Origin of the sequence: Arthrobacter sp. 08Y14, assembly GCF_002929455.1 — a bacterium.
Lineage (GTDB): Bacteria > Actinomycetota > Actinomycetes > Actinomycetales > Micrococcaceae > Arthrobacter_B > Arthrobacter_B sunyaminii.
In genome coordinates, this window is sequence record NZ_PJIX01000003.1 from 460,523 (window position 1) to 484,093 (window position 23,571).

The following is a 23,571-nucleotide window of genomic DNA, read 5'->3' on the forward strand; positions in this document are numbered from 1 at the left end:
TGAAACCTGCAGAGATGGTGCTGCCCGGTCAGGGCAGCGGGTTAGGGGCCAAAGACCAAGGTCAGGACAGGCCGGCGGGTGGAGGACGCTTCTTTCGTGTAGAACCAGGCATTGTCAGTGCCTGCGCTCGTGATCGCCAGGTCAACGGATTCGGACAGCGCGGCCGAGACGGCTGCGGGGTCCAGATCCACGGAGTAGGCGGTGTTGGTGGCCGTCGGTGAGAGGGCACCCAGCACCGCGCTGCCCAGGGCGGGACGGGTGTTGTAGGTGGTGCCCGCTTCCGTCCAGTCGCCAGTCACTGTCTGGACACTGTGCCGGTCCACGGAGTTGGCGAGCGGATCGGAAGTTGTGTAGACCCGCAGCGTGGCCGAAAGCAGCCGCATGCCGGGCGGAACGGTGGTGCCGGGGGTGAACCGCAGGTAGGACGTGTAAGCCAGTGAGCCGCGCGAGGCCATGGAGGTGGCGCCTCCGTGGGTTGCGTTGGGCGCACCCTGGTTCACATAGGTGTCGGCTGTCGGTGTCAGGGACAGCGTTACCGGTTCAGCCGGAGGAGGGCCGGCAACGGTGGCTTTCGCCTCGTCTGAAGCCTCCCCGGCGTTCCCTGCCTCGTCGATGGCCACCACCCGGTAGTAGTAGGTGCCCGGTGCCAGCTCCGGATCGCTGAAGGAGAGAGCTGACTCTGAGGTGGTGGTCAGCAGGCTGCTGTCCGACGGCGTGAAGCCTTCGGTCACAGACCGGTGGACCCGGTACCCGGTGACGCCAACGTTGTCGGTGGCGGCATTCCAGGACAGGGTGGCCGCGGTGCCGCTGACGGTGGCCGAGACTCCGGCTACCCGGCTCGGTGCCGTGGTGTCGGGAGCAGGTTCCGGCTCCGGCTCTGGCTCACTGGGACTTCCGCCGCCGGCGATGAAGTGCTCCGTCACCTGCGCAGCGCTCAGGGCTGTGGGGTAAGCGGAGAACTCGTCGATGGCACCGGCAAAGTAGTTGGGCACGGGCCGGGGGAACCCGGGAAACGCGGGGTTCTGAGTCACAGAGGGGAGGGTGTCTCCGCCCACCCGCCACGAGCCAACGTAGGTTTGCGCCGCAGCCGTCTGGCTGGTCCCCACAACTTTGCCGTCCACGTACAGGGTGGATCCTGCCGGCGTCTGGGTGACGACGGCGTGATGCCAGGCGTTGTTGTTGAAGGTCCCGGTGGTGGTGACGGCAACCCGCTCGTTGGCGTCATTCAGGACGGCGTAGGTGAGGGCGCCAGTTGGTGTCATGTACAAATGGCGGTCCACGGTGCCGGTGCTGTTGCGGCTGTTCTTGCGGTCCGGCTGGCCGGACGCGAAGCCCATGATCTGGCCGCCGGTGGCGGCGTCGGTCTTGAACCAGACCTCTGCGCTGAACGTGGTGGGAGCCGGATAGCGCTGCTGCCCGGAGACCTGGTCATCGACGCCGTCAAACACGCCTGCCGTGCTGCCGGAAACTGCTCCGGGGGTGCCGGCCAGGAGCGGACCGCCAAAGGCGATACCCCGGTTGCTGCCCGAGGAGGTGTCCGCAGCAGTGGTGGCGGAACTGTCGTCCAGCCGCCAGTAGGTGGAGGCCCCGTCACCGAGGACCGCGGCCGGATAGGGCTGGGTGGCCGTTGCCGTGGTGACAGCAACCTGCGCGGAGAGGCCGCTGGTTGTGGAACCGTCACTGGCCCGCACCCGGTAGGAGTAGGCGGTGCCGGGCACTGCCGTGCGGTCGGTGAAGGACAGCTGCGGTGTGTTGAACCAGGTGGAGTTGCCGCTCACCGTGCCAAGTGCGGTGCTGCTTCCGTTGCGGAAGATGCTGTAGGTGAGGCTGGAATCGTCATGGTCCACGCTGGAGGTCCAGCGGATCTGGTTCTGGCCGGCGGCGATGCTGACGGCACTGACGGTGGCCGGGGCGCTGGGCGCGGCTGACGCCGGGCCGGGGCCGAAACGGGTCAGGCCCTGTTGGGCGGTGCCGTTGGTGGTGGTGAACTCACCGGCGACCCACAGGACGTCGCCGCTGCCGGTACCGGTGGTTTCCAGCGCCCGCGGGCCCAGGCCCTCACCCGTTCCGTCATTGGTGTCGGGGCTCCAACCGAGGAAGGGGTACGGGTCATTGATGTCCTGCGCGGAGAGGTGCTTGCGGACCCCGTCCGCAAAACCGTCCATGGCGGAGCAGTCATGGACGTGGTGCCCGGAGTAGAGCACGTCCTTGTAGGGCAGCACGGCCTGCGTGGCGCCCTGGCAGGTGTCCTTCCAGATCTGCTCATAATTGTTGTCCAGGGACAGGCGTGCCCGGCCGTCAAAGGAACGCCCGCCCGTGCCCTCTCCGGCTACATAGAAGCTGGTGCCGTCACTCGTGACGTCCTTGACCACGGCCGAGGTGGGAATGTAATCGGCGGCCGGGTAGCTGCGCACGGAGGCGCCGGTCCCTTTGTCTACCACTGCCAGGGCACGGGACTCGGCTCCGTTGACCGTGCTGAAGTCTCCGGCAAGCAGGACCACGTCGCGGTTTTCCGGGACGTCCAAAGCGCGGCCAACGCCGTCGACTGCCGGAGCCCAGGGAAGCAGGGTGCCTGACGTGCCCACTGCGGCGAAGCGGCTGCGGGCTGTGCCGTTGACGCTGGTGAAGTCACCGCCGAAGTAGACGGCGTCAGCGGTTGCGGCGATGGTTCGCACCGTGTGGCTCACCGTGCCGGGCCGGAAGGACGTGTCCACCGTGCAGTTTGGAAGGTTGATGGCGGCCAGCCGGTTGGCGGTGACGCCGTTAACGGTGGTGAAGTTTCCGCCCACGTACAGCTTGCGGCCGTCGGGGGAGACATCCATGGCCCGCACTGTGGCGCCGGTTCCGCCGGAGAAGGACAGGGCACACGAGGTGGGATTGCCCGTGTATGCGTCGAAGGCGGCGAAGTTAACTGCCGACTGGGACTGGCTGTTGCCGGCCGGGGTGCCCGGGGGCCGCACCTGGGTGAAGGTGCCGCCCACATACATCACGCCGTTTGCCTCCGCCAGGGACCACGCGATGCCGTTGGTCTGCCAGGTGGGGAGGGCGACGGCGGAGAAGGCCACGCCGGGAGACAGGGCGTTCGCCGGAGCGGCAACGCCTATCAAACTGGCCGCTGCTACGGCCGCGGCCGAGCAAATGGCCGCAATCTTTTTATGCACCGCTGTACCGCCTCATAAACGTGGGGACGGGCCCGCGGCCCGAAACTGTTTGGAAGCTTAGACCCGGCGTTGCGTGTCTCCCACGGTGGCGTTTACTCGAAAAGACCCGATGAGTACCCGTGCTTCGATTCCCTCTACTCATGTTTCTCAAACCCCTACGTGATTGTTCCCAAATCGCTTTACGGGCCCCGAACTAGGGCCAAAGATGAACGGGTATTAGTTAGGCAGACCACACCTGGGGGTTGTTCAGATGACAGTTCGGATTGGCTACGCCTCGGGCGTTTACGACCTTTTTCACGTCGGCCATCTGAACTTGCTGATGCATGCCCGCAGCCAGTGTGACTATCTGATTGCCGGCGTCGCCTCCACCGAGATGACCCAGCGGCTCAAGGGGACCACCCCGGTGATCCCGCTTGCCGAGCGCCTGGAGATTGTGCGCAGCGTCCGTTATGTCGACGACGTGGTGGTTGATGAGCATCTGAACAAGGCCGACACGTGGCGCGAAGTGGGTTTTAACGTGTTTTTCAAGGGCGATGACTGGCGGGGCACCGAAAAGGGGAACCGCCTGGAACGGGACATGGCCCAGATAGGGGTGCAGGTGGTGTATTTCCCCTACACGGTGACCACCTCGTCCACCGTGCTGCGCCGCGCCCTGACCCTGCTGGAGGGCGGTCGCGCCGGGGACGCAGCCATGAAGGCATGAACTCCCGGCGCGCTTTGGGGCAGTGGCTTCCCCCTGCCTCCGGCCTGTCCCGCCGTGAAGTCCTCGGCTTGGGCGCTGCCGGGCTTGTCCTGGCCGGCTGCTCCGGACGGGCTGACGCTGACGTCGAAGAAACTGCCCAGCCGGAGCCGGCACCCGTCCACACCATTGAGTCGATGCTGGCCGCTGCCCCGTTCCTGGTGGCGCACCGCGGATCCTGGGACAACTGGCCCGAGCACACCATGACGGCGTACCGGGAGGCGGCCAACGCCGGTGCCGTGGCCCTGGAGATTTCGGTCAGCGCCACCAAGGACGGAACGCTGATCTGCAATCATGATCTGGACACCGGACGTACCACCGGCACCAAGCTGGTCATCAAGGACACCCCCTACGCGGAGGTGTCAAAGCTGAAGGTGGACGCCCGTGCCTGGTTGGGCCCCGGGGCGGTGCCGGAGAAGATTCCGCTGCTCAAGGATGTCCTGGATGCCTTTGCCGCCACCCATGTGCTCTTCATCGATGACAAGCAGGGAACCAACGCCAAGGCTTTGCTGGATTTGATGGACACCTATCCGGATTCGCGCAGCCACTTTATCTGGAAGCAGTCAGCAGAAGCGGCGCAGATTGAGGCCGTCTCCAAGCGCGGGTACTCCAGCTGGGGGTACTTCACGGTGGAGCAGCTGGACCTGGTGCCCAAATATGCTGACAAGTTCACCTTTCTGGGCGTTCACCATTCGGCCTCGGACGCAGCGGTGAAGAAAGTGGTGGCCACGGGTAAGCCCGTCATCTGCTGGGAGGTCCATACCCGGGAGCTCCGTGACCGGCTGCTCGCGTTGGGCGTCACCGGGCTCATGTGTGCCAATCTTCCGTACCTTGCCACGGACGAGCCCATGGCCACGTCCGACAGCTTCGGCGACGGCATGCGGGCGGCGGGGGACCTGCCGTGGATGGTGAACCAGGGATGGGAGTTCCAGCCGGAGCTGAACCCTGCGGAATCCACCCTGCTCATGTCGGCGGCGGCCAACAGCAGCTACCGGATGGGTTCCCTGGGACCGGTGCGCCGGGAGCTCTACAGCATTGCGTTTGAGATGCGCTGGCCGGAATCACTGCCGACCGACAACTCCCTGCACGCCGGAATAGCCTTCGGGCAGGACGATGACCGCCCGTACCGGGTGCTGATTCCCAGCGACGTGGGTGGCTATCACCTGGTGGTGCGGGTCACGGGACAAATGACACTGCTGCTGCGCAGCCCCGGAGAATCCGGCGGACTCCGCCTGAGCACGGTGGATACCGAGCCGGTCAAGATCGGCCAGTGGATGTCCTTCAAGATTGATCTGGACCCGGACAGCATCCGCTACTCGAGGCTCGACGGCGCGGGCTGGGCCGGCGTTACCTCCAACCGTAAGTACCGCGGCGGCTACTTCAGCCTGGCCCGCAATTATTCAGAGGACTGCCCGGTTGAGTTCCGCAACGTCAAGGTCCTCTAGGCCCGGGTCCTCTAGGCCCGGGCCCGCTAGACCCCGGTAGGCACACGGTCTCGGTTGTACAGGTAATGGGGTTTACCGCCGGCGGCCCGGGATCCGTAGTACAGATACCGGGCCGAAAAGCGCGGCATGAGCCCATTAGCTGTACAGAGGAGGACTGCGATCCGCGTCCGGCCTAGACCCCGGTCCGGACCCGGCCGTCCCGGCTCCGCGCACCAACCCGGAGCCGGCGCCGCCCCCGGGCCCGGGAGATGAGAGTCTTCATGCCCCGGCCCGCCGCGGCCACCGCTACACCCAGCAATGCTCCCAGCCCGTTGGCCAGGACATCCTGCGGATCTCCCTGCCGCTGAGGCAGGAACAGGTCCTGGGCAATTTCAGCCCCCACCGCAACTCCCACGCACAGCGTCAGCGCTGCCCACCAAAGCCGGGCGGGGAGCAGGAGCGCCGCCAACAGGCCCAGCGGCACAAAGAACAGCACGTTGGCCGCTGCCTCCATCACTGCGTAGTCCACCCAGCCGGGAAAGCCGTGCTCCTGCAGTCCGCGGATGGCGCGCAGCACCTTCCCGTAGTAGGGCTGGTCCACGGGCCGCGGAGCCAGCAGGACGGCCCCCATTCCTGCCAGGACCGCGGCGGTGGCCAGCCCAAACCCCACCCGCCGGACTGCGTGGCCGCGCCTACCCGCGGCCACGCACGTGCCCGAAAACTCCTGCGGCCACGGTTACCTGCGTCCCTGCTGGTTGTGGGTGGCCACCTGGGCGGGAGTCAGCGCCGTCGGGTAGACGGCAAACTCGTCAATGGCGCCCTTGAAGTGCCGGCTGGTCGGAGCGCTGGGCCAACTGGACGGAATCGAATCCCCGCCAATCCGCCAGGATCCAAGACTGACGGTGTTCGCCGAGACTGTATTGGAGGCCACCCGCACGCCGTCGACGTAGAGCACCATGCCGCCCGGACCCTGGGTGGCCACCACATGGTGCCACGCGTTGTCGTTGTAGCTGGCCGGGGAGGTCACCACCACCCGGGTGCCGGTCCAGACGCCGAAGACGAGCTTGCCGGCGTCGCTCATGTAGACGTGGCGGTCATAGACACTGCTGTACCCGAGGAGTGAGTTGTTGCGGCGGGGCTGCGCGTTGCCGAAGCCCAGGATCTTTCCGCCGGTGGTGGTGTCGGTCTTGAACCAGGCTTCGGCGCTGAACACTGTCGGAGCGTTCACGCGCTGCTGGCCGAAGATCATGTCATCCACGCCGTCAAAGGTGGCGGCACGGTTGCTGTCGCTGCGCAGCGCCGAGGTGGTTCCCCCAATGGCGGCACCGAGGTTGGGCAGGCCCATCTTGTTGCCGTTGGAGGAATCGGCGGCCGCTGCCTGGGAGTCGCCCAGCCGCCAATAGGTGGTGGCGCCGTCGGCCCGCACCAGGGCCGGATACGGAGCCGCCGAGCTGGCGGTGGTGATCTGCGTTTGAGCGGACAGCGGACCGGTGCGCCCGCTGGGATCACTGGCCTGCACCCGGTAGGTGTAGGTGGTGCCCGGCACCGCGGTGGTGTCGGTGAAGGAGGCCTGGGGCAGGTCCCACCAGCGCGAGGACGAGTTGACCGTAGCCAGCGGGGTGGCGGAGCCGTTGCGGTAGACCCGGTAGGTGAGCTCGGAATCGTCCGGGTCTGAGGTGGACTGCCACCGGACGGTGTTCTGGCCGGAGGCGCGGGACTCGGCGCTGACAAACCGCGGCGTGCCGGGTCCAGCCGTGCCCGGACCGGGACCAAACCGGGTCAGGCTCTGCTGCGGAGCGCCGTTGACGGTGGTGAATTCTCCGCCGGTCCACAGCACATCCGTGCCGTTGCCTGCGGTGGTGTGGGCCAGAGTACGCGGGCCGATGCTTTCCCCCTGGCCGTCATTGGTGATGGGGTTCCACTGATACATGAGTGAGGGATTGTTGATGCTCTGTGCGGTGAGGTGCACCCTCGGGCCGTCAGGAAAGCCGTTCATGCTGCTGCAGTCGTGGGCGTGGTTCGCCGAGTAAAGGGTGGAGGCATACACGGAGACTGCCTGCGTGGCTCCGAGGCAGGTGTCCCGCCAAACCTGATTGTAGGTGTTCAGGTCCAGCCGGGCACGGCCGTCAAACACGCCGCCGCCGGTGCCCTCGTTGCCAATGTAGAAACTGGTGGCATCGGAGTCGATGGACTTCACCACCGAGGTGCGCGGAATGAAGAGGTTGGGGTAGGTGCGGATGTTGGTGCCGGTGGTGTTGTTCAGAACGGCCAGGGCCTTGGAATCGGCGCCGTTCATGGTGTTGAAGTCACCGCCGGCCAGCACCACGTTCCGTCCGGCCGGAACGTGCAGCGCCCGCACGGGCTGGTCCGCGGACGGTGCCCACGGCAGCAGTGCGCCGGTGGTGCTGACGGCGGCCAGTCGCTCACGTGTTGAGCTGCCTACACTCCGGAGGTCCCCGCCGAAATACACAGCGGAACTGGTTGCCTCGATGGCCCGCACGGTCGCGGAAACGGCTGCCGGCCTGAAGTTGGTGTTCACCGTGCAGCTGGGAAGGTTGATGGCGGCAATCCGGGTGGTGTTCACGCCGTTGATGGTGCCGAAGCTGCCGCCAATGTAGAGGGTGCGCCCGTCGGGGGAGACGTCCAGGGCCCGCACCGTGGCACTGCCGCCCGTCACGGACAGGGAGCAGTTGATGGGGTTGCCGGTGTAGGCGTCAAAGGCGGCAAAGTTCACCGCGCTTCGGGTTCCGGCACCGCCTGCGGACACTCCGGGCGGACGGATGGCGGTGAAGGTTCCCCCGACATAGACCACGCCGTTGGATTCGGCCATGGCCCAGACAATGCCGTTGGTCTGCCAGGTGGGCAGGTTGGTGGCGGAGAACGCCACCCCCGGAGACAGGGCGGCCGACGGCGGGGCCAGACCAATCAGTGAAACCGCCGCGAGCAAAATGCCGGCCAGAACAGCTGTAATCTTCTTGCGCATCATGATCTCCCGCCTGGGTGCCCCCAGCACCATGTGTGTGCCCCAGCGGCACCTGCGGATGCAGAGAGCACCCGCTAAGGAAGGTTTAGCCGCTGCGCCCGGGGGAGAGCATGAGTAGGGGTTACTTGTCTTCCGCCGGACTCCACTCAGCCCTCCACCCGCGAAGCCAACTAAGGCCCAACTCACGTGCGCTCGCAGCCGTGCAGTGGGATGATTAGCACAGACTTATGTGGCGTAATGCAGATTACCCGCGCACACCGACGGCCAGCCAAGGAGTTTTTCCCGTGCCTGTGGTTTCCACCCCCGATACCCTCAAGCCCGCACCGGAGCTGATGGACAACGCCGAGGTCCTGCGCATCCGCAACGACTTCCCGATCCTGGACCAGCAGGTCAACGGCCATCCGCTGGTCTACCTGGACTCCGGGGCTACCTCGCAGAACCCGCTCAGCGTGATTGAAGCCGAACAGGAGTTCTACGAACAGCGCAACTCCGCCGTGCACCGCGGTGCGCACACCCTCGCGGTGGCGGCCACCGACGTGTACGAGGACGCCCGCGCCAAGGTGGCCGCGTTCATCAACGCCCGACCCAATGAGATTGTCTGGACCTCCAACGCCACCGAGGCGCTGAACCTGGTGGCCTACGCGTTCTCCAACGCCGCCGCCGGCCGCGGGGGAGAGGCGGCCCGCCGCTTCGCGCTGGGCGAGGGCGATGACATTGTGGTCACCGAAATGGAGCACCACGCCAACCTGATTCCCTGGCAGGAGCTGGCCGCCCGCACCGGCGCCACCCTGAAGTTCATTCCGGTGGACGACGACGGCGCGCTGCGGCTGGAGGAGGCCGAGCGGCTGATCACCGGGCGCACCAAAATCGTGGCGTTCACGCACGCCTCCAACGTGCTCGGCACCATCAACCCGGTGGAAACCCTGGTGAGCCTGGCGCACAACGCGGGAGCGCTCGTCGTCCTCGATGCCTGCCAGTCCGTGCCGCATCTGCCGGTGGACGTGAAGGCGCTGGATGTGGATTTCGCCGCGTTCTCCGGGCACAAGATGCTCGGCCCCACCGGCATCGGCGTGCTGTACGGCAAGGCCGAGCTGCTGGACGCCATGCCGCCGTTTCTGACCGGCGGCTCCATGATCACCACCGTGACCATGGAACGCGCCGAGTACCTGCCCGCGCCGCAGCGCTTTGAGGCCGGCACGCAGCGCATTTCCCAGGCCATGGCGCTGGGCACCGCGGTGGATTACCTGAGCGAGACCGGCATGGACCGCATCCACGCGTGGGAGGCCACGCTGGGCCAGCGGCTGGTGTCCGGCCTGGAAGCGATCGAGGGCATCCGCGTGCTCGGGCCCCGCGCCGGGGTGGAGCGGATCGGGCTGGCGGCGTTCGACGTCGACGGCGTCCACTCCCACGACGTGGGCCAGTTCCTGGATGACCAAGGCATTGCCGTGCGTGTGGGCCACCACTGTGCGCAGCCGCTGCACCGCCGGCTGGGCCTGATCTCCACCACCCGCGCCAGCACCTACCTGTACAACACCACCGACGACGTCGACGCGTTCCTGAACGCGGTGGCCGGCGTGCGTCCGTTTTTTGGAGTGAAGTAAATGAGCGCCGAGCTGCAGCAGCTGTACCAGCAGATCATCCTGGACCATGCCAAGGCCCGTCACGGCGCCGGGCTGGCGGAGGTTCCGGCCGGGGCGAAGTCGGGGGAGAGCCACCAGCTGAACCCCACCTGCGGTGACGAAATCACGCTGCGCGCGGTGATGGGTGCCGCCGCAGCGGAGAACGACGGCGGCTCCGCAGTTCAGGGCATCAGCTGGGAAGGGCAGGGGTGCTCCATTTCCATGGCGTCGGCCTCGGTTCTGACCGATCTGGCCGCCGGTATGCCCCGGGATGAAGTGATGGACCTGGTGGAGAGCTTCCGCGAGGTCATGCGCTCCCGCGGTACCGTGGAGGCCGATGAAGAGGTGCTCGGCGACGCCGCCGCGTTCTCCGGCGTTTCCCGCTACCCAGCGCGGGTTAAGTGCGCCATGCTCGCCTGGGTGGCGCTGGAGGAAGCGTTGCTCGCGGCCAACTGACACAAGACGTAAGCCGGGCTACCTGCGGAAGCGGGTAGTCCGGCTTTTTCATGCCTGCGGCCACTGCTGCCGTGCCGTTGCCTGCTGCGCCCATCCGCCCCCGTCCACGAACCGCCGGACTCCATCCCAGTGACTTACAGGCGAAAAACTCTAAAACTCTCCCGTAATCCCTGCTGAAGCGAGTACTGCTACTCATTGCTGGGGGAGGTTTTCCTCTGCTTCCATGCTCCTAGATGGTAGGAAACGCCGCTCGTCTCAGGATCCTGCCGCAGAAGACATTCACCAGATTTTCGCCGTGGGGGTGAGCGAAGGCTATGGCCGGGACCCCCAGCCGGAACGACAGAAAAACCTAAGGGGCTCCATTGGCTAAGCGGGCATTCATCACTGGCATCACAGGCCAGGACGGATCATATTTGGCAGAACTTCTGCTTTCCAAGGGCTATGAGGTGCACGGTCTGATCCGCCGCGCTTCAACATTCAACACGGCCCGGATCGACCATCTTTATGTCGACCCGCATGACAGCGACGCCTCACTGTTCCTGCACTACGGGGACCTGAGTGACGGCGCACGCCTCGTCACCCTGCTGGCGGATATCAAGCCGGACGAGGTCTACAACCTGGGCGCCCAGTCCCATGTGCGCGTCTCCTTCGATGAGCCCGAGCACACCGGCGACACCACCGGGATCGGTGCGATCCGGCTGCTGGAAGCCGTTCGCATGGCCGGCATTCAAACCCGGTTTTACCAGGCCTCCTCCTCAGAGATGTTCGGGGCAACGCCCCCGCCCCAAAATGAGGAAACCCCGTTCTATCCGCGTTCCCCGTACGGTGCCGCCAAGGTGTACAGCTACTGGATCACCAAGAATTACCGTGAGGCCTACGGGATGTTTGCGGTCAACGGCATCCTGTTCAACCATGAATCTCCACGCCGCGGTGAAACGTTTGTCACCCGCAAGATCACCCGTGCCGTGGCTGCCATCAAGGCCGGAACTCAGGACACCCTCTTCATGGGCAACCTGGACGCGGTCCGCGACTGGGGGTACGCCGCCGAATACGTTGAAGGCATGTGGCGGATGCTGCAGGCGGACACCCCAAGTGACTATGTGCTCGCAACCGGTGTGGGCTATTCCGTCCGCGACTTCCTTGAGGTTGCCTTCGACCATGCGGGCTTGAATTGGGAAAACCATGTTCAATTCGATGACCGTTATCTGCGGCCCACCGAGGTGGATTCCCTCATCGGTGACGCATCGAAAGCTCTCACTGACCTTGGGTGGAAAGCAAGAGTGCAAGCGCCGGAGCTGGCCCGCATTATGGTCGATGCGGACATAGAAGCCTTGGGATGCAGCGGAACAGATTGGATTGACAAAGTCAGCGTGGGGGTCTGGGGCAATTGATGGACGTGCTAAATCCCAGTGAAGTTAGCGCTGGCGACAATGTTGAATTTACGCCCCATGAACTGGACCGGCAGGCAAAATTCTATGTGGCAGGCCACCGCGGACTGGTGGGGTCTGCCATCATGCGGCGTCTCGAAAGCGCCGGATTTACGAATCTTGTTGGGCGCAGCTCGTCGGAGCTGGACCTGAAGGACCGCCAAGCAGTTTTCGCCTTTTTCGAAGAACAGCAACCGCGGTACGTGGTGCTCGCAGCGGCAAAAGTTGGCGGCATCCTGGCCAACAACACCTACCCGGTGGACTTCCTGAGCGACAATCTTCAGATCCAGGTCAACGTTCTTGATGCCGCGCTGGCACACAACGTGGAAAGACTGCTGTTCCTCGGCTCCTCCTGCATCTATCCCAAGGCCGCGGAGCAGCCCATCCGGGAAAGCTCCCTGCTGACCGGGCACCTTGAACCCACCAATGATGCCTACGCCATTGCGAAGATTGCCGGGATCACGCAGGTCCAGGCCATCCGCAGGCAGTACGGACTTCCGTGGATCTCCGCCATGCCCACCAACCTGTACGGCCCCGGCGACAACTTCTCGCCGGAAGGCTCCCACGTGCTGCCGGCCATGATCCGCAGATATGACGAGGCCGCTGCCGCAGGGGCACCGGAGGTCACCAACTGGGGGACCGGAGCACCCCGCCGCGAGTTCCTGCACGTGGATGACATGGCCGATGCCTGTCTTCACCTGCTGGAGAACTATGACGGTCCGGACCAGGTGAACGTTGGCACCGGAACCGACGTATCCATTCGCGAGCTCGCCGAGATGGTGGCCGGGGCTGTGGGGTACAACGGGGACATGTCCTGGGACACTTCCAAACCGGATGGAACCCCGCAGAAGCTCCTGGACGTCAGCAAGTTGACTGCTTCCGGATGGACCGCGTCCATTGCGCTGGAAAAGGGTATTGCCGAAACCGTCGACTGGTTCCGAAACAACGCCCACGTCCTGCGCAGCTAGGAACGCCGGAGCCGGGTGCGGCCGAGAAGAATCATCAGGTTGGTCAGGAAGGCCATCCGCGCCTTCAGGATGGCGTGCAGGCCGCGGACCTTGTCCGGGGTCAGGTTGCCGCCGTGCAACCGGTGCAGCACGGTGTCCTCCTCCAGGTAGCGGATGCTGCCGGCAAGGTTTCCGGCCATGGCCAGCCACTGGTCGTGGGACTCGCGCAGGTAGCCGGGGAACGGCAGCGCCTGGTTCAGGAACTCTGCCCGAAGAGCCATGGCGCAGCCCCAATGGAGCCGGTATCCCACCACAATGCCCAGCACGTTCGCCGCATGGCGGGATGAGTCGGCGGCCCGCAGCCGGATCTGATGAAACCGTCCCGGAGCAGCGCCGAAATGCCGGCAGTTGGAAACCACCACCATGTCCTCCTGCAGCGCCTTGAGCATTCTGTCCACCCGGCCGGGGAGCCAGATATCGTCCTGGTCGGAGAGGAACAGGAAGTCGCCGGTGGCCTCGCGCAGCGCCCGCTCAAAGGTCTTCACCTGGCCCAGATTCTGCTCGTTCCGCAGCAGCCGGATGCGGGGATCAGCCACTGCCGTCACCACGGCTTCCGTGCCGTCGGATGAGCAGTCATCTACCACTAGGACTTCATCGGTGTCATCGAGTTCAGACAGGATGGAGCGCAGTTGCTCTTCGATGTAGGTGGAGCCGTTGTAGGCAGCCAGACAAACGCTGATCCGAACGTGGTTCCGCATGGGGAGCCCAGCCCTTCTGCCGGCACGCGCTGCAGTGGTGCAGCGTCGAATGGGGATTGGCAGGAGCCTACCGTGGAGGAAGGAACACCGGAACAGCGCCCTCGGCATCTTGGCTGTTGTGCGCGTAGGGCGGGGCGCGAAAGCGAGTAGCAACCACCGTTTTGTAGTTCAGGGCGGGGTCATATGTTCGAATGCATGGACACACTTGAGCCCACCAGGGAATGGCGTCGGAAGCACTACCGGCGTACGAGCCGCGAGTGGCTCACTCTTGCCGGATTGGCTTTGCTGGTCATGGTCACCACGGTGACGGTGGCGGCGGCATTTGCCCGATGAGGCAGCAAACAGGCCTGAGCTTACGCGGCCTGAGTGAGGGCGTCGGGTGAAACCGCACTATCTTGGGCTACTGGCGCAATCTGTTCTGCATCACCAATTGGCTGGTTTCGGCGGCGGGCCGCGCCAACAGTGATGAGTCCGGTGAGCATCCCGGCCAGCCCTACGAGGGCCCAGATAATCATGCCCGTGCTGGCGAAAAGGCCCGAAAGTGGAAGTGCTGATACTGATGCTGCTGAAAGCAAGAAATTCCCCCAGGAATTTGTGTTGTAAACGAGACTAGTGCGCTCTAACCGGTTCCGTCTGGCACGGCGAGCAGGTTGATCTTAGCAGGGCTTGAGCGCTGCGGATAGGGGTAGAAACCAATGTGCTGCAGGACCCAGAGAATTTGGTCCTACAGCACTTTGGTTAAAGCTTATTCCTTGGCGAACTACGGGCGGCCCATGCCTTTAAAGTTCCAGCCTGCTTGGCGCCAGGCTGCGGAATCCAGGGCATTGCGGCCGTCAATGATGTTCTTTTCCGTGACCAGCGCGCCAACGGTCCGGGGATCCAGCGCTCGGTATTCCTTCCATTCGGTCAAAAGCACCAGCGCATGGGCGCGTTCGATGGCGTTTTCTGTGATGGGCTCGTAGCCGAGTTCCGGGAAGCGGCCTTTGGCGTTCGACAGTGCTTCGGGGTCGGTGACCGTGACAGTGGCACCCTGCAGTTGCATCTGGGCCGCGGCACTAAGCGCAGGGGAGTCCCGGACGTCATCACTGTCAGGTTTGAAGGCCGCGCCCAGGATGGTGATGCGCTTGCCCATGAGTGATCCGCCGCAGATTTCGCGGGTCATTTCCACCACTCGGGTGCGGCGGCGCATGTTGATCGTATCCACTTCGCGCAGGAAGGTCAGCGCCTGGTCTGCGCCAAGCTCGCCGGCGCGAGCCATGAAGGCTCGGATGTCCTTGGGCAGGCATCCACCGCCAAATCCAACGCCAGCGTTCAGGAATTTGCGGCCGATCCGATCGTCCATACCGATGGCATCAGCCAGAGCCGTGACGTCTGCCCCGGCGGCATCACAAACTTCGGCCATGGCGTTGATGAAGCTAATTTTGGTGGCCAGGAAGGAGTTGGCGGCCGTCTTAACCAATTCAGCAGTGGCGTAGTCCACCACAAGGCGCGGGGTGCCGGTCGACAGGGGAGTGGCGTACACCTCGTCCAGTGCAGCTACGGCAGATGTGCCGGGCTCGCCGTCCGGAACACCGTATACAAAGCGGTCCGGGGTGAGAGTGTCCTGCACAGCGTGACCTTCACGGAGGAACTCGGGGTTCCACACCAGGATCGCCTCCGGAGCGAATTCCTGCAGACCCTCAGCCAGACGTGCCGCAGTCCCGACCGGAACGGTGGACTTCCCTACGACAACGTTACCGGGCTTGAGGTAAGGAGCTAAGGAAGAGAACGCAGCATCCACGAAACGGAGGTCCGCAGCATATTCACCTTTGCGCTGCGGTGTTCCCACACAGACAAAATGAACATCGGCACCTGCGGCGTCAGCCATTTCCGTGCTGAAGGCCAGACGGCCGGAGTCAATGGACTCCGTTAGTAGTTCCGGGAGCCCTGGCTCAAAGAAGGGCGCACGGCCGGAGGTTAGTTCATTGATTTTTGCCTGATCGACGTCTATGCCCACAACGTCGTGCCCAAGCTTGGCCATGGAGGCAGCGTGCACGGCTCCCAGATAGCCGCAGCCGATGACAGATATACGCACGGTTCCCCTAAATAAATTTCATACAAATCAAAAGTGCCAGCCCCAGGCTGAAACCTAAAGTTCGTGCTACCCAATGAGAAAAACCGGGAGGGCAGAAACCATTTGGTCTCCGCCCTCCCGGGTGTTGCCTGAGAACGTTGAGTTATGCGTTCTTGCGGCGTGCTACTGCAACTGATGCGACGCCGGCACCAACAGCTACGATGCCCGCGGCACCCCAGAGGAGCATGGCCGAGTCAGCACCGGTGTCGGCCAAGTCGGCATCGTTGTCCGCACCGCCGTTGCCGGCACCTTCTGCGAAGGACGGGTCAACGGAAACAACTGCGGTGACAACCTTGCCCGATTCCAGGCCGGTGGCCGTCAGCGTGTATGTTCCAGCCTCGCCCAAGGTGATAGCCGTGCTGAAGCCACCCTGCGCGTCGGCGTTGGTGGTGAAAGTGTTCACCAGTTCGGCCAGGATGATGACGCCGTTGACGCCGGTGCCCGGAACTACAACCGGAGCATTGTCGTAGTCGACGTCAACGCGGATAGCTTCGCCGGGGATGAAACCGGATCCGCTGAAGGTGACGGTGGCACCCGGTGCAACAGTGGCGTCGCTGACACCGCCGGGAGTGGGTGCCGGGTAGTTCTGCACGGCATTAGCGGCGCCGGCACCGAAGAAAGCGAGTGATCCAGCGAGGACCAAAGCAGATGCGGTTTTTTTCATATGAGACTCCCCAAGCAATTGATAAAAGACTGTCGTAGGTACTGATTGGCCCGGTCCCCACCAACAACTCATGAAAACCAACCGAAATTCCAAAATGTAAGGTCCAGGAGCTCGCCCCAGCACCACCGGACATCGTTCCACCGAATTATACTCTCGTGGAAACAATCTTCACGGTAACAGGTACAGGGGCTACTTCCAAGCTGAAAATGGTATGAAAATCTCTAGATCATCAGATCAACCGCATGTCCCTCGTTCAACGGGGCGGATTACTTCCGTTAAAGGTTGGATAGTAGGAGTTACTCGAACCTGAGGCTCGGAGTCTTGGACAACCTTTGAGAAGACTACGTCAATTGTTGCCGTTTCCCCGGGGCCCAATTCGAGTGACACTGTTCCTACCGGTCTCTGACCGTGCTTGCCGGAGCTAACGGGTGCGGCAACACCGTTAATGGTTGCCGTCTCCACAAAGGCCTGAGATGGCCCGTAAACAACGTAGTTGGTGCGTATTCGTCCGGGCTTAACGCCATAGGTTCCTCCGCCGGTGACGTAAGCGGGAAGCGAAGTGGCCGCATCGGCGGGAGCGCCGTTTTCAGCCGTTATGCGCACGGTGTCGCGGCGATATCCTTCGGACTTACAGGACTGAATGAGTTGGACGGTGCGCCGGGCGTAGAAATCCATCTTCGCACCCGTACCGTCGTTGAAATACACTCCGAACGTTGCGCCGCCGCCCCTGTTCCCGACAATGGAGCCGGAGATAGCAGTTGATGCGAGAGTCTCCTGTTCTTCCCTCCTAGCGGACCAAAGGTTGAGGCGGCCTTCTTCTGCACCTACAGCTAGTGCATGCATCAGCTCTGTGCTGCTTCCATGCCCTTCGGTGAAAGCTGTAAATGTCTTGCTCGCTACAGCGGCAAAATATGCGTCTTGCGCTGCCGGTTCTTCAATCTCCCGGTAAACATCAGACAAGAGCGTGGTAACAACGTTAGCTTTGGTCAAGGAGACAGGGAGATCTGTGCCGTCAATTAAGTCCAGGATCTGCGGATCCGCCAAATCTATAGCGCCTGTGGCGCCCAGCAGATGACTGAGCATGACCGGATCCAAGGCAAAAACTCCGTCAATTTCATCGCTCGGGTTCCGCTTCTCCCACATCTTCTTAGCTGTCATGGCAGCGGTGGGAAAATCTGGTGTGAGGTTCACATTTTGCATCTGAGTTCCCAAACGGGCCGAATAGAGTGTCGATTGCTCTGGGTCTACTTCAATGGACGGGTAAAAGGAGCCCAGCTCGACGGCGCTGCTCTGCTTTCCCAGAGTGACGTGGCCATCGTTTGTGTGCAGTACGGCCAAGGCCCCGGGGATTCCACCGGTTGCCCTGGATTCGGAACTATTCTGCACAAGCACTAGGTAACTTCGAGGCTCCGACGAGCCGAGCATGGCTGGCAGAAGTTTGGCAGCTGAAGATACGGTTACCATGGCATCATCTAGGTCCCCAAGTTCTTCTATGGCAGACCCTACTGGGGCAGCCAATTGAGGCATTAGCTTGGAGGCATCTATTAGGGCCATTCGCTGGTGGGAAAGCCTTACCGTATCCGCAGCTGTGAGAATGCTTGGTGCAGACTCTTCCAATTGAGTCACATCAAAGCGGCCGTCTTTTGGTGCGAGAGCGCCCAAATCTAGCGATGAATATACTTTGAGTAGTGGAGCAGCGGCCTTAGTTGCTAGCTCGTCTGCAGTTACAGCAATCTCACGTACGGCACCGAAATTGACTCCTGCGAATGGTACAGCGCCTCCCAAGGTCCAAAGGGACCCTCCTGTGGTTGACCGTGCCGCCGCCGTTTGAGAGCGGATTGTTTCGAGTGTCTTTTGCGCTTTATCCCCATCACCATCAGAGAGTTCGGCGCGCAACTGTGGCACAAGGTCAATGGCTCCTTGGAGCTGTCCCCGTACAGATAATGCTTGATAAAAAAGTGTTCCAGCAGCGCCTCCGCCTATCAATGCCAACACAAGAGCGGCCAATGCAACTCGTATCAGGAGTCGTTTCCTCTTCTGACTGGACTCCATAACACCTGATGACGAAGCGGCGCCTGAATCAGGGTCGTGTAAAACAACGCTTTTATTCACGTAAGTCTCCAGTAAAGAGAAGGATCGTCATATCCAGCGTCATATCAATAGGCGCCGTGACGCGAGACTACCGCTCTAAAGGTCTTGAGAAGAATGGCAATATCTCCGGCCAGGGACCAGTTCTCTACGTAGTAAAGGTCTAGACGAATAGTGTCTTCCCATGAGAGCAGCGAACGACCACTCACCTGCCAGAGCCCTGTAAGTCCAGGACGCACCAGCAGTCTCCGACGCATATATGTCTCATAGGTTTCTACCTCCGACGGGAGAGGCGGACGTGGGCCGATGAGGCTCATGGTTCCTCCCAACACGTTAAAAAGCTGCGGGAGTTCATCGATGCTATACCTGCGGATAAACCTTCCGACACGCGTCACACGCGGATCGGCCTTCATCTTGAACATGACACCATTGCCCTCATTGAGGCGTTGCAGGTCATGCAGACGAGCTTCAGCGTCTACGATCATCGAGCGAAACTTCAACATACGGAATGGTACTCCCGCTGCCCCCACACGGTTCTGCTTGAACAAGACAGGGCCAGGGCTGTCAAAACGAATAAGTAAAGCAGTTAATATAAGTATTGGGGAGGATAGCCCTATCAGCGTAATAGCGCCCGCCAGATCAAAGACTCGTTTCGTAAATCGCTTCCAACCCGCAAGATTTGGTGTCGAGACGTGTATGAGTGGCAAGCCGGCGAGCGGCTGTGTATGGATGCGGGGGCCCGCGATATCGGTAAGGGCAGGAGCCATAATCATGCGGATGTTCAGGTCAGCCAGCGCCCAACCTAACTCACGGATAGTTCGTGGAGGGAGGGGCACACCTGATGAGAAGGCCACAGCATCCGGAGCTAGCGATCGAATCATTTCGGTCAATTCGACCACAGACGTTCCATATCCCAGATTCGGTAGGCCCAATTTGTCATCAATGGTCGTTCCGGGGGCTGCTTGAGGAAGATATGTTGCGATCGGCAGGTAGCCAGCCATTGGCTGGCTCAGAAGGGATCTGACGAGGTGCTCAACACTTGTGGGTCCTCCAACTACGAGAACTGTCGCTGTGCTTCTTCCCTGTTTGCGCTCAATTCGTAACATATGACGGACTAAGGCACGTGCAATCACGAGTCCCAGCACACCAGCTGGCAGCGCGACCCCGATATAGCCTCTTGCTGTATCGAGTTGAAAGCTGTAGGAAGCTAAAGCGATGAGACCAAACAACCAAAACGACGCGCTAAAAACCCGTTTGAATTCATCAATACCGTAACCAAAAACTTTGGGATCCCGGGCTCCCCACATGCCTAACATCGCCCACCATAGGATGGCTAGTGCGACAGACAGAGCAACATAAGGCTTGCCATCAATAGAAACTAGGCTCGCACCTGATGCAGAGCCAAAGCGTAATACAAGTGCACCGGCTGTAGCCCACACGACGACAATTGCGTCGACTACGGCGATCCTACGTGTGTACTTTTCACCCCAGTCCTGCTTGTCCCTCTTATCGACTCCGACTTCGGACCTAGGAAACGTCTGTGAGCTAGGCACGGTTATCGGAGTAATTCTTCGGTGTCCTGCTTTGTGCGTCGGCAGTACGATTCCGGGGTTTATGGGCTTCACGGCGCTTGACCACTCGACGTGAGCTTGGTTGATCCAATTCCGCCATCGTCGAGTTGTACGAATAGTAGCTGTATCCGTATGCACCAGGACCCTTCGTAGGAACGAGGTTTAGGACGAGGCCCAGAATGTCGCTGTCTACAAGCTTCAATGCGGTCAGAGTCTTTTCAAGCTCCGCAGTTTTGACCTTATTTGAACCTATAACTAAGACGGTTCCCCCAACCTGCTGGGCCAATACCGCCGAATCAGTAACTGGCAACAAAGGAGAGGCGTCTATTACAACCGTGTCGAAAGATGATTCAAGATGCTGCAGTAACTTTTTCATATTTGGGGATCCCAAAAGCTCACTGGGATTAGGGGGAATAAGACCAGCGGTCAGAACGAATAAGTTATCGTTTCCCCAAGGCTGAAGGAGATCGTCGACATGGGCCTGCCCAACAAGAGCGGTAGTAAGGCCTGCGGACCGCTCTAAACCTAGATACTCGTCGATCCGCGGCCTTCTTAGATCAGCGTCAACCAGAACTACCTTTTGACCAGCCTCTGCAAGAGCGATTGCTAAGTTGGTAGCAGTCGTACTTTTTCCCTCGCCGGGGAGGGAGGACGTTACCAGAACTGAATTTGACCTTCGGGCTGCGTGGGCGAAATGAAGGTTTGTGCGTATTTGGCGGAATGATTCGGCACGAGGACTTTGGGCAGGGACCTGAGTGATTAAGGGGGCGGAAGCTGCATCCTGATCGTAGTGAATTGCTCCCAACAGTGGCTTCTCGGTGATTTTACGAATATCAGACTCAGTCTGGATTCGTTGGTCGAAAAACGACCTGGCAATCGCGCCAGCTAGTCCTATTAGCAGTCCGACTAATGCGCCGGCAGCGAGATTTAACTGCACGTTAGGGCTGGATGGAGCAGCAGGCGCCGTTGCTGGTGTAACAACAGACAGCTTTACGGGTGAGTTCCCGCCTTGAGCTGCTCCCTCCAAGCCTCCCACGACAGTGACAAGACTGTCAGCGACTGCTTGGGACAGAGACGCGGCATCGACCGGTGACGCGGCCGAAGCGGACACGGAGAAAAGGACCGTGTTAGGGTCGGCCGTCGCACTCACCTGGGAGCTTAGCGCCGCTGGCGTGATTTCGAGTCCGAGACTGTCGATAACAGGTTGGAGTACAGCGGGAGTTTTGGCCGTTTTTACGTATGACTGCACGCGGGCTTGGGTGAAGGTATTGCCTTGCTGCAACTCGCTCACGCTGCCAGAACTTTGGATAGACACGAACAGCTGGGTCGTCGCTGTGTATGCGGGTTTCGCGAGAAGCGAGGCAAGAGCTGCGACCAATACTGCAGTCAAAACGGCACTAATAACCATCAGCCAACTTCTTCGCAGAATTCCAAGATATTCGCGCAGTTCCAAGTTCCTTATACCTTTCAAGGATACGAAAGTGAGAGTGGAGCCATGGAAACAGTTCAGTTCCAACCTAGCAACACCGCTAGATTAGGACACGTAGCGAGTCCAAACCTAATCGTGTCGTCGGGCAGTGCTCTGCCGAGTACGAGTTCTAGATAGGCGGAGGATCATCGAGTCATCTTGCCTCGTTGAGGACGACGTTTTCATGCTCTATGTATATGTCGCCTAGAGTAGGTTGGCTTGGTAGGTTGGCTGTGATAGGGGAAGAATCTCGTGAAGAGTAACAAGAAGCGCGCCGTGCTGGTTGCCTCAACTGGGGGGCATCTGGCACAGCTACATCGTCTAGCACCTAAACTTGACATATCAGCTGACCCACTTTGGGTCACATTCGAAAATGAGCAGTCGAAGTCGCTCCTTCGACGCGAGAAAAATGTCATGTTCCTCCCGTACATCGCGTCCCGAGATTGGCGGACCGCCCTGAGGTCCGTCGGACCTCTCCAGACTGAATTTCGTAAAGGGCACTATGACATGGTGTTTAGCACGGGAGCCGCGCTTGCAGTACCCGCTTTTATTGCTGCTTCGACAACGGCAGGCATGCGGCGTTACTACCTTGAAAGCGTTTCAAGATTTGATGGTCCATCGCTATCTGGTCGCATTGTTTCTGCCATTCCTGGGACACAAGTTTACACTCAGCACGCGGAATGGAGCAGTAAAAAGTGGAAACAGGGTCCTTGTGTCCTGGATGACTACACACTTATTTCAAATGAGATCTTTGTTCCTAAAAACAGGCGGCTTAAGATATTTGTAACACTCGGGACCATCCGTCCGTATAGGTTCGATCGCGCTGTGGACGCCATAGTCAAACAATTTGGCGAACATGATATCGTCTGGCAGCTTGGGGTCACGAACCGTGGGGACCTTCCTGGTTACGCAACCGCGATGATGGACGCTTTCCAATTTGACTCACAAGTGGAGCGCGCTGACGTAGTGATCACCCATGCCGGTGTCGGATCTGCGATGCGCATCATGGACCTCGGTAAAACTCCAATCATGGTTACCAGGTCGAAAGATCATGGAGAACACGTTGACAATCACCAAAACCAGATAACGAGGGAATTGACCCGCCGCGGTTTGGCATTCGAAATGAACCTTATGGGGCCGAATCCTGGTTTATTGGAGGCGAGCATGGCACAAAGACCGAAAGCAGTGTGAGCACGGTTTTGTGATGCTATTTTTGTCTGAATGTCCAATGGTGTTGCGTACTCAGAACAAATGAAGGCGCCGCACTCACGTATGACTTTTCGACCCATTCCGTAAGGTCTCTGATCGTTTCACAGGTCGGGTCAGTTTTGTGCCGTTGCCCAAAGCCCCTTGGACAAGATGCAACTCTTTTGAGTGACTTTTATTCCTTCTATTCCAAGTCTCCCTTTGCTCTGTGGGCGCCTACAGGAGCACTGCGAAGATAACATCCGAACGACGCCGGACAATGGCGATGATGCCCTGCTTATTGCTCTTACCTTAGGCACGCTCGCGGTCGTATCGGGCTCTTGAAAGCGGGTGATACAGCGCGGCGGAGGTCGGGGTGCAGGCGCGATTGAGTTACTTGTTACCCTGCCGACTCGGACGCTCACCTTGGATGGAGATCCCGGAACGGCGCGCAAGCGGGGCGATCCCGGCGTAAGAGGTTAGGTGGGCGAAGCGTTTGCCGCTGACTTCGGTGAGAATTCGTGCGCAGATCCTGACGCGGGTGCCAGGCTCCGAGGTCCGGCCCTCGTGAAGAGGGTGGGCCTGCACGAGGGTTTCGATGTGGGACGTGAACTAGTCGCGTTGCGTGTGCAACGCCAGAAACTCCACAGCCGGTTTGAGCAACACGATTCCGGCTGCGTCGGTGCCCACGACGTCCTTGGTTTGTTGGCCCTGCGCATCAAATTTTGCTTAGGCGACCCGTTCAGTGGTAACGGGTGAGCGAATCCGCACTGGCCGGGTGGTGCAGATGACGGCCTAGCGCGGGTTCTGATGCCGGTTGGGATTTGGTTCAGAAGCCCGTGGTTCCGTTTCGTCGAAACCGCAGAGCCCGGATAGTTCGGCCAGAGTTTCATCGTCCAGTTTCACCGAACGCAGCGGCGTCGGATACATGGACCCGTGCGGCTTCTGAGTTGAGCGCTGCGTCCCGG

18 protein-coding genes are annotated in these 23,571 nt (G+C 61.1%); 8 read left to right on the forward strand and 10 right to left on the reverse strand.

Annotated elements, in window-relative coordinates:
* Positions 1 to 41 precede the first annotated feature (41 nt).
* Positions 42 to 3,161: a DNRLRE domain-containing protein gene (locus tag CXR03_RS14520; protein ID WP_104104452.1), complete on the reverse strand. Its 3,120-nt coding sequence runs from the start codon at positions 3,159 to 3,161 to the stop codon at positions 42 to 44.
* Between the two features lie 250 nt (positions 3,162 to 3,411).
* On the opposite strand from CXR03_RS14520, the gene CXR03_RS14525 reads away from it, so the two are divergent.
* Together CXR03_RS14525 and CXR03_RS14530 are read left to right on the forward strand one after the other, a co-directional pair.
* Positions 3,412 to 3,864, forward strand: a complete 453-nt coding sequence (locus CXR03_RS14525) for an adenylyltransferase/cytidyltransferase family protein (protein ID WP_104104453.1) — start codon at positions 3,412 to 3,414, stop codon at positions 3,862 to 3,864.
* A complete protein-coding gene (locus tag CXR03_RS14530) occupies positions 3,861 to 5,345 on the forward strand; it encodes a glycerophosphodiester phosphodiesterase (RefSeq protein ID WP_104104454.1) in 1,485 nt (494 codons plus the stop codon). Before CXR03_RS14525 ends, CXR03_RS14530 begins: the two co-directional genes overlap by 4 nt.
* Before the next feature lie 172 nt (positions 5,346 to 5,517).
* Here CXR03_RS14530 and CXR03_RS14535 read toward each other — a convergent pair whose 3' ends face one another.
* Positions 5,518 to 6,030: a VanZ family protein gene (locus CXR03_RS14535; RefSeq protein WP_104104455.1), complete on the reverse strand. Its 513-nt coding sequence runs from the start codon at positions 6,028 to 6,030 to the stop codon at positions 5,518 to 5,520.
* Positions 6,031 to 6,060: 30 nt separating this feature from the next.
* Positions 6,061 to 8,307, reverse strand: coding sequence for a LamG-like jellyroll fold domain-containing protein (locus CXR03_RS14540; protein ID WP_104104692.1), 2,247 nt, complete (start codon positions 8,305 to 8,307; stop codon positions 6,061 to 6,063).
* 284 nt (positions 8,308 to 8,591) lie between these two features.
* Here CXR03_RS14540 and CXR03_RS14545 point away from each other — a divergent pair, with 284 nt between their 5' ends.
* The 4 genes from CXR03_RS14545 to CXR03_RS14560 all read left to right on the forward strand — a co-directional run bounded on the left by CXR03_RS14545 (position 8,592) and on the right by CXR03_RS14560 (position 12,777).
* The gene (locus CXR03_RS14545) at positions 8,592 to 9,908 is read left to right on the forward strand and encodes a cysteine desulfurase (RefSeq protein WP_104104456.1); all 1,317 of its coding nucleotides are present in this window, start codon (positions 8,592 to 8,594) and stop codon (positions 9,906 to 9,908) included.
* Positions 9,909 to 10,382, forward strand: coding sequence for a Fe-S cluster assembly sulfur transfer protein SufU (sufU, locus tag CXR03_RS14550; RefSeq protein WP_104104457.1), 474 nt, complete (start codon positions 9,909 to 9,911; stop codon positions 10,380 to 10,382).
* Positions 10,383 to 10,744: 362 nt separating this feature from the next.
* Positions 10,745 to 11,773 (forward strand): GDP-mannose 4,6-dehydratase, encoded by a 1,029-nt coding sequence (gene gmd / locus CXR03_RS14555; protein ID WP_104104458.1) that lies wholly within the window; start codon positions 10,745 to 10,747, stop codon positions 11,771 to 11,773.
* A 5-nt stretch (positions 11,774 to 11,778) separates the two neighbouring features.
* The gene (locus tag CXR03_RS14560; RefSeq protein WP_308470584.1) at positions 11,779 to 12,777 is read left to right on the forward strand and encodes a GDP-L-fucose synthase; all 999 of its coding nucleotides are present in this window, start codon (positions 11,779 to 11,781) and stop codon (positions 12,775 to 12,777) included.
* Here CXR03_RS14560 and CXR03_RS14565 read toward each other — a convergent pair.
* The gene (locus CXR03_RS14565; RefSeq protein ID WP_104104460.1) at positions 12,774 to 13,514 is read right to left on the reverse strand and encodes a glycosyltransferase; all 741 of its coding nucleotides are present in this window, start codon (positions 13,512 to 13,514) and stop codon (positions 12,774 to 12,776) included. The two genes, CXR03_RS14560 and CXR03_RS14565, sit on opposite strands and share 4 nt — an antisense overlap.
* Positions 13,515 to 13,709: 195 nt before the next feature.
* Between CXR03_RS14565 and CXR03_RS18340 the strand changes: the two genes are divergently transcribed.
* Positions 13,710 to 13,847, forward strand: a complete 138-nt coding sequence (locus CXR03_RS18340) for a hypothetical protein (protein WP_181034628.1) — start codon at positions 13,710 to 13,712, stop codon at positions 13,845 to 13,847.
* Positions 13,848 to 14,274: 427 nt separating this feature from the next.
* On the opposite strand, the gene CXR03_RS14570 is transcribed toward CXR03_RS18340, so the two are convergent.
* The 5 genes from CXR03_RS14570 to CXR03_RS14590 all read right to left on the reverse strand — a co-directional run bounded on the left by CXR03_RS14570 (position 14,275) and on the right by CXR03_RS14590 (position 21,403).
* Positions 14,275 to 15,588: a UDP-glucose/GDP-mannose dehydrogenase family protein gene (locus tag CXR03_RS14570; protein WP_104104461.1), complete on the reverse strand. Its 1,314-nt coding sequence runs from the start codon at positions 15,586 to 15,588 to the stop codon at positions 14,275 to 14,277.
* 142 nt (positions 15,589 to 15,730) lie between these two features.
* Positions 15,731 to 16,291: a peptidase gene (locus CXR03_RS14575; RefSeq protein ID WP_104104462.1), complete on the reverse strand. Its 561-nt coding sequence runs from the start codon at positions 16,289 to 16,291 to the stop codon at positions 15,731 to 15,733.
* Between the two features lie 234 nt (positions 16,292 to 16,525).
* Positions 16,526 to 18,403: a DUF4012 domain-containing protein gene (locus CXR03_RS18715; protein ID WP_258073666.1), complete on the reverse strand. Its 1,878-nt coding sequence runs from the start codon at positions 18,401 to 18,403 to the stop codon at positions 16,526 to 16,528.
* Positions 18,404 to 18,447: 44 nt separating this feature from the next.
* The gene (locus CXR03_RS14585; RefSeq protein ID WP_104104463.1) at positions 18,448 to 19,932 is read right to left on the reverse strand and encodes a sugar transferase; all 1,485 of its coding nucleotides are present in this window, start codon (positions 19,930 to 19,932) and stop codon (positions 18,448 to 18,450) included.
* Entirely contained in the window at positions 19,925 to 21,403 is a 1,479-nt protein-coding gene (locus CXR03_RS14590; protein ID WP_104104464.1) for a polysaccharide biosynthesis tyrosine autokinase, read from the reverse strand. Before CXR03_RS14590 ends, CXR03_RS14585 begins: the two co-directional genes overlap by 8 nt.
* Before the next feature lie 267 nt (positions 21,404 to 21,670).
* Here CXR03_RS14590 and CXR03_RS14595 point away from each other — a divergent pair, with 267 nt between their 5' ends.
* Complete coding sequence (locus CXR03_RS14595; RefSeq protein ID WP_146070532.1) at positions 21,671 to 22,609, forward strand: glycosyltransferase; 939 nt, start codon at positions 21,671 to 21,673, stop codon at positions 22,607 to 22,609.
* Between the two features lie 387 nt (positions 22,610 to 22,996).
* On the opposite strand, the gene CXR03_RS18835 is transcribed toward CXR03_RS14595, so the two are convergent.
* Positions 22,997 to 23,191: a transposase gene (locus CXR03_RS18835; RefSeq protein WP_181034629.1), complete on the reverse strand. Its 195-nt coding sequence runs from the start codon at positions 23,189 to 23,191 to the stop codon at positions 22,997 to 22,999.
* Positions 23,192 to 23,571: the final 380 nt, after the last annotated feature.

What these genes read in the sequence shown, in the direction of transcription:
- CXR03_RS14540 (WP_104104692.1), bottom strand. Translation starts at nt 8,307, where the DNA reads ATGCGCAAGAAGATTACAGCTGTTCTGGCCGGCATTTTGCTCGCGGCG.
- sufU (WP_104104457.1), top strand. Translation starts at nt 9,909, where the DNA reads ATGAGCGCCGAGCTGCAGCAGCTGTACCAGCAGATCATCCTGGACCAT.
- CXR03_RS14525 (WP_104104453.1), top strand. Translation starts at nt 3,412, where the DNA reads ATGACAGTTCGGATTGGCTACGCCTCGGGCGTTTACGACCTTTTTCAC.
- CXR03_RS14575 (WP_104104462.1), bottom strand. Translation starts at nt 16,291, where the DNA reads ATGAAAAAAACCGCATCTGCTTTGGTCCTCGCTGGATCACTCGCTTTC.
- CXR03_RS14565 (WP_104104460.1), bottom strand. Translation starts at nt 13,514, where the DNA reads ATGCGGAACCACGTTCGGATCAGCGTTTGTCTGGCTGCCTACAACGGC.
- CXR03_RS14530 (WP_104104454.1), top strand. Translation starts at nt 3,861, where the DNA reads ATGAACTCCCGGCGCGCTTTGGGGCAGTGGCTTCCCCCTGCCTCCGGC.
- CXR03_RS18340 (WP_181034628.1), top strand. Translation starts at nt 13,710, where the DNA reads ATGGACACACTTGAGCCCACCAGGGAATGGCGTCGGAAGCACTACCGG.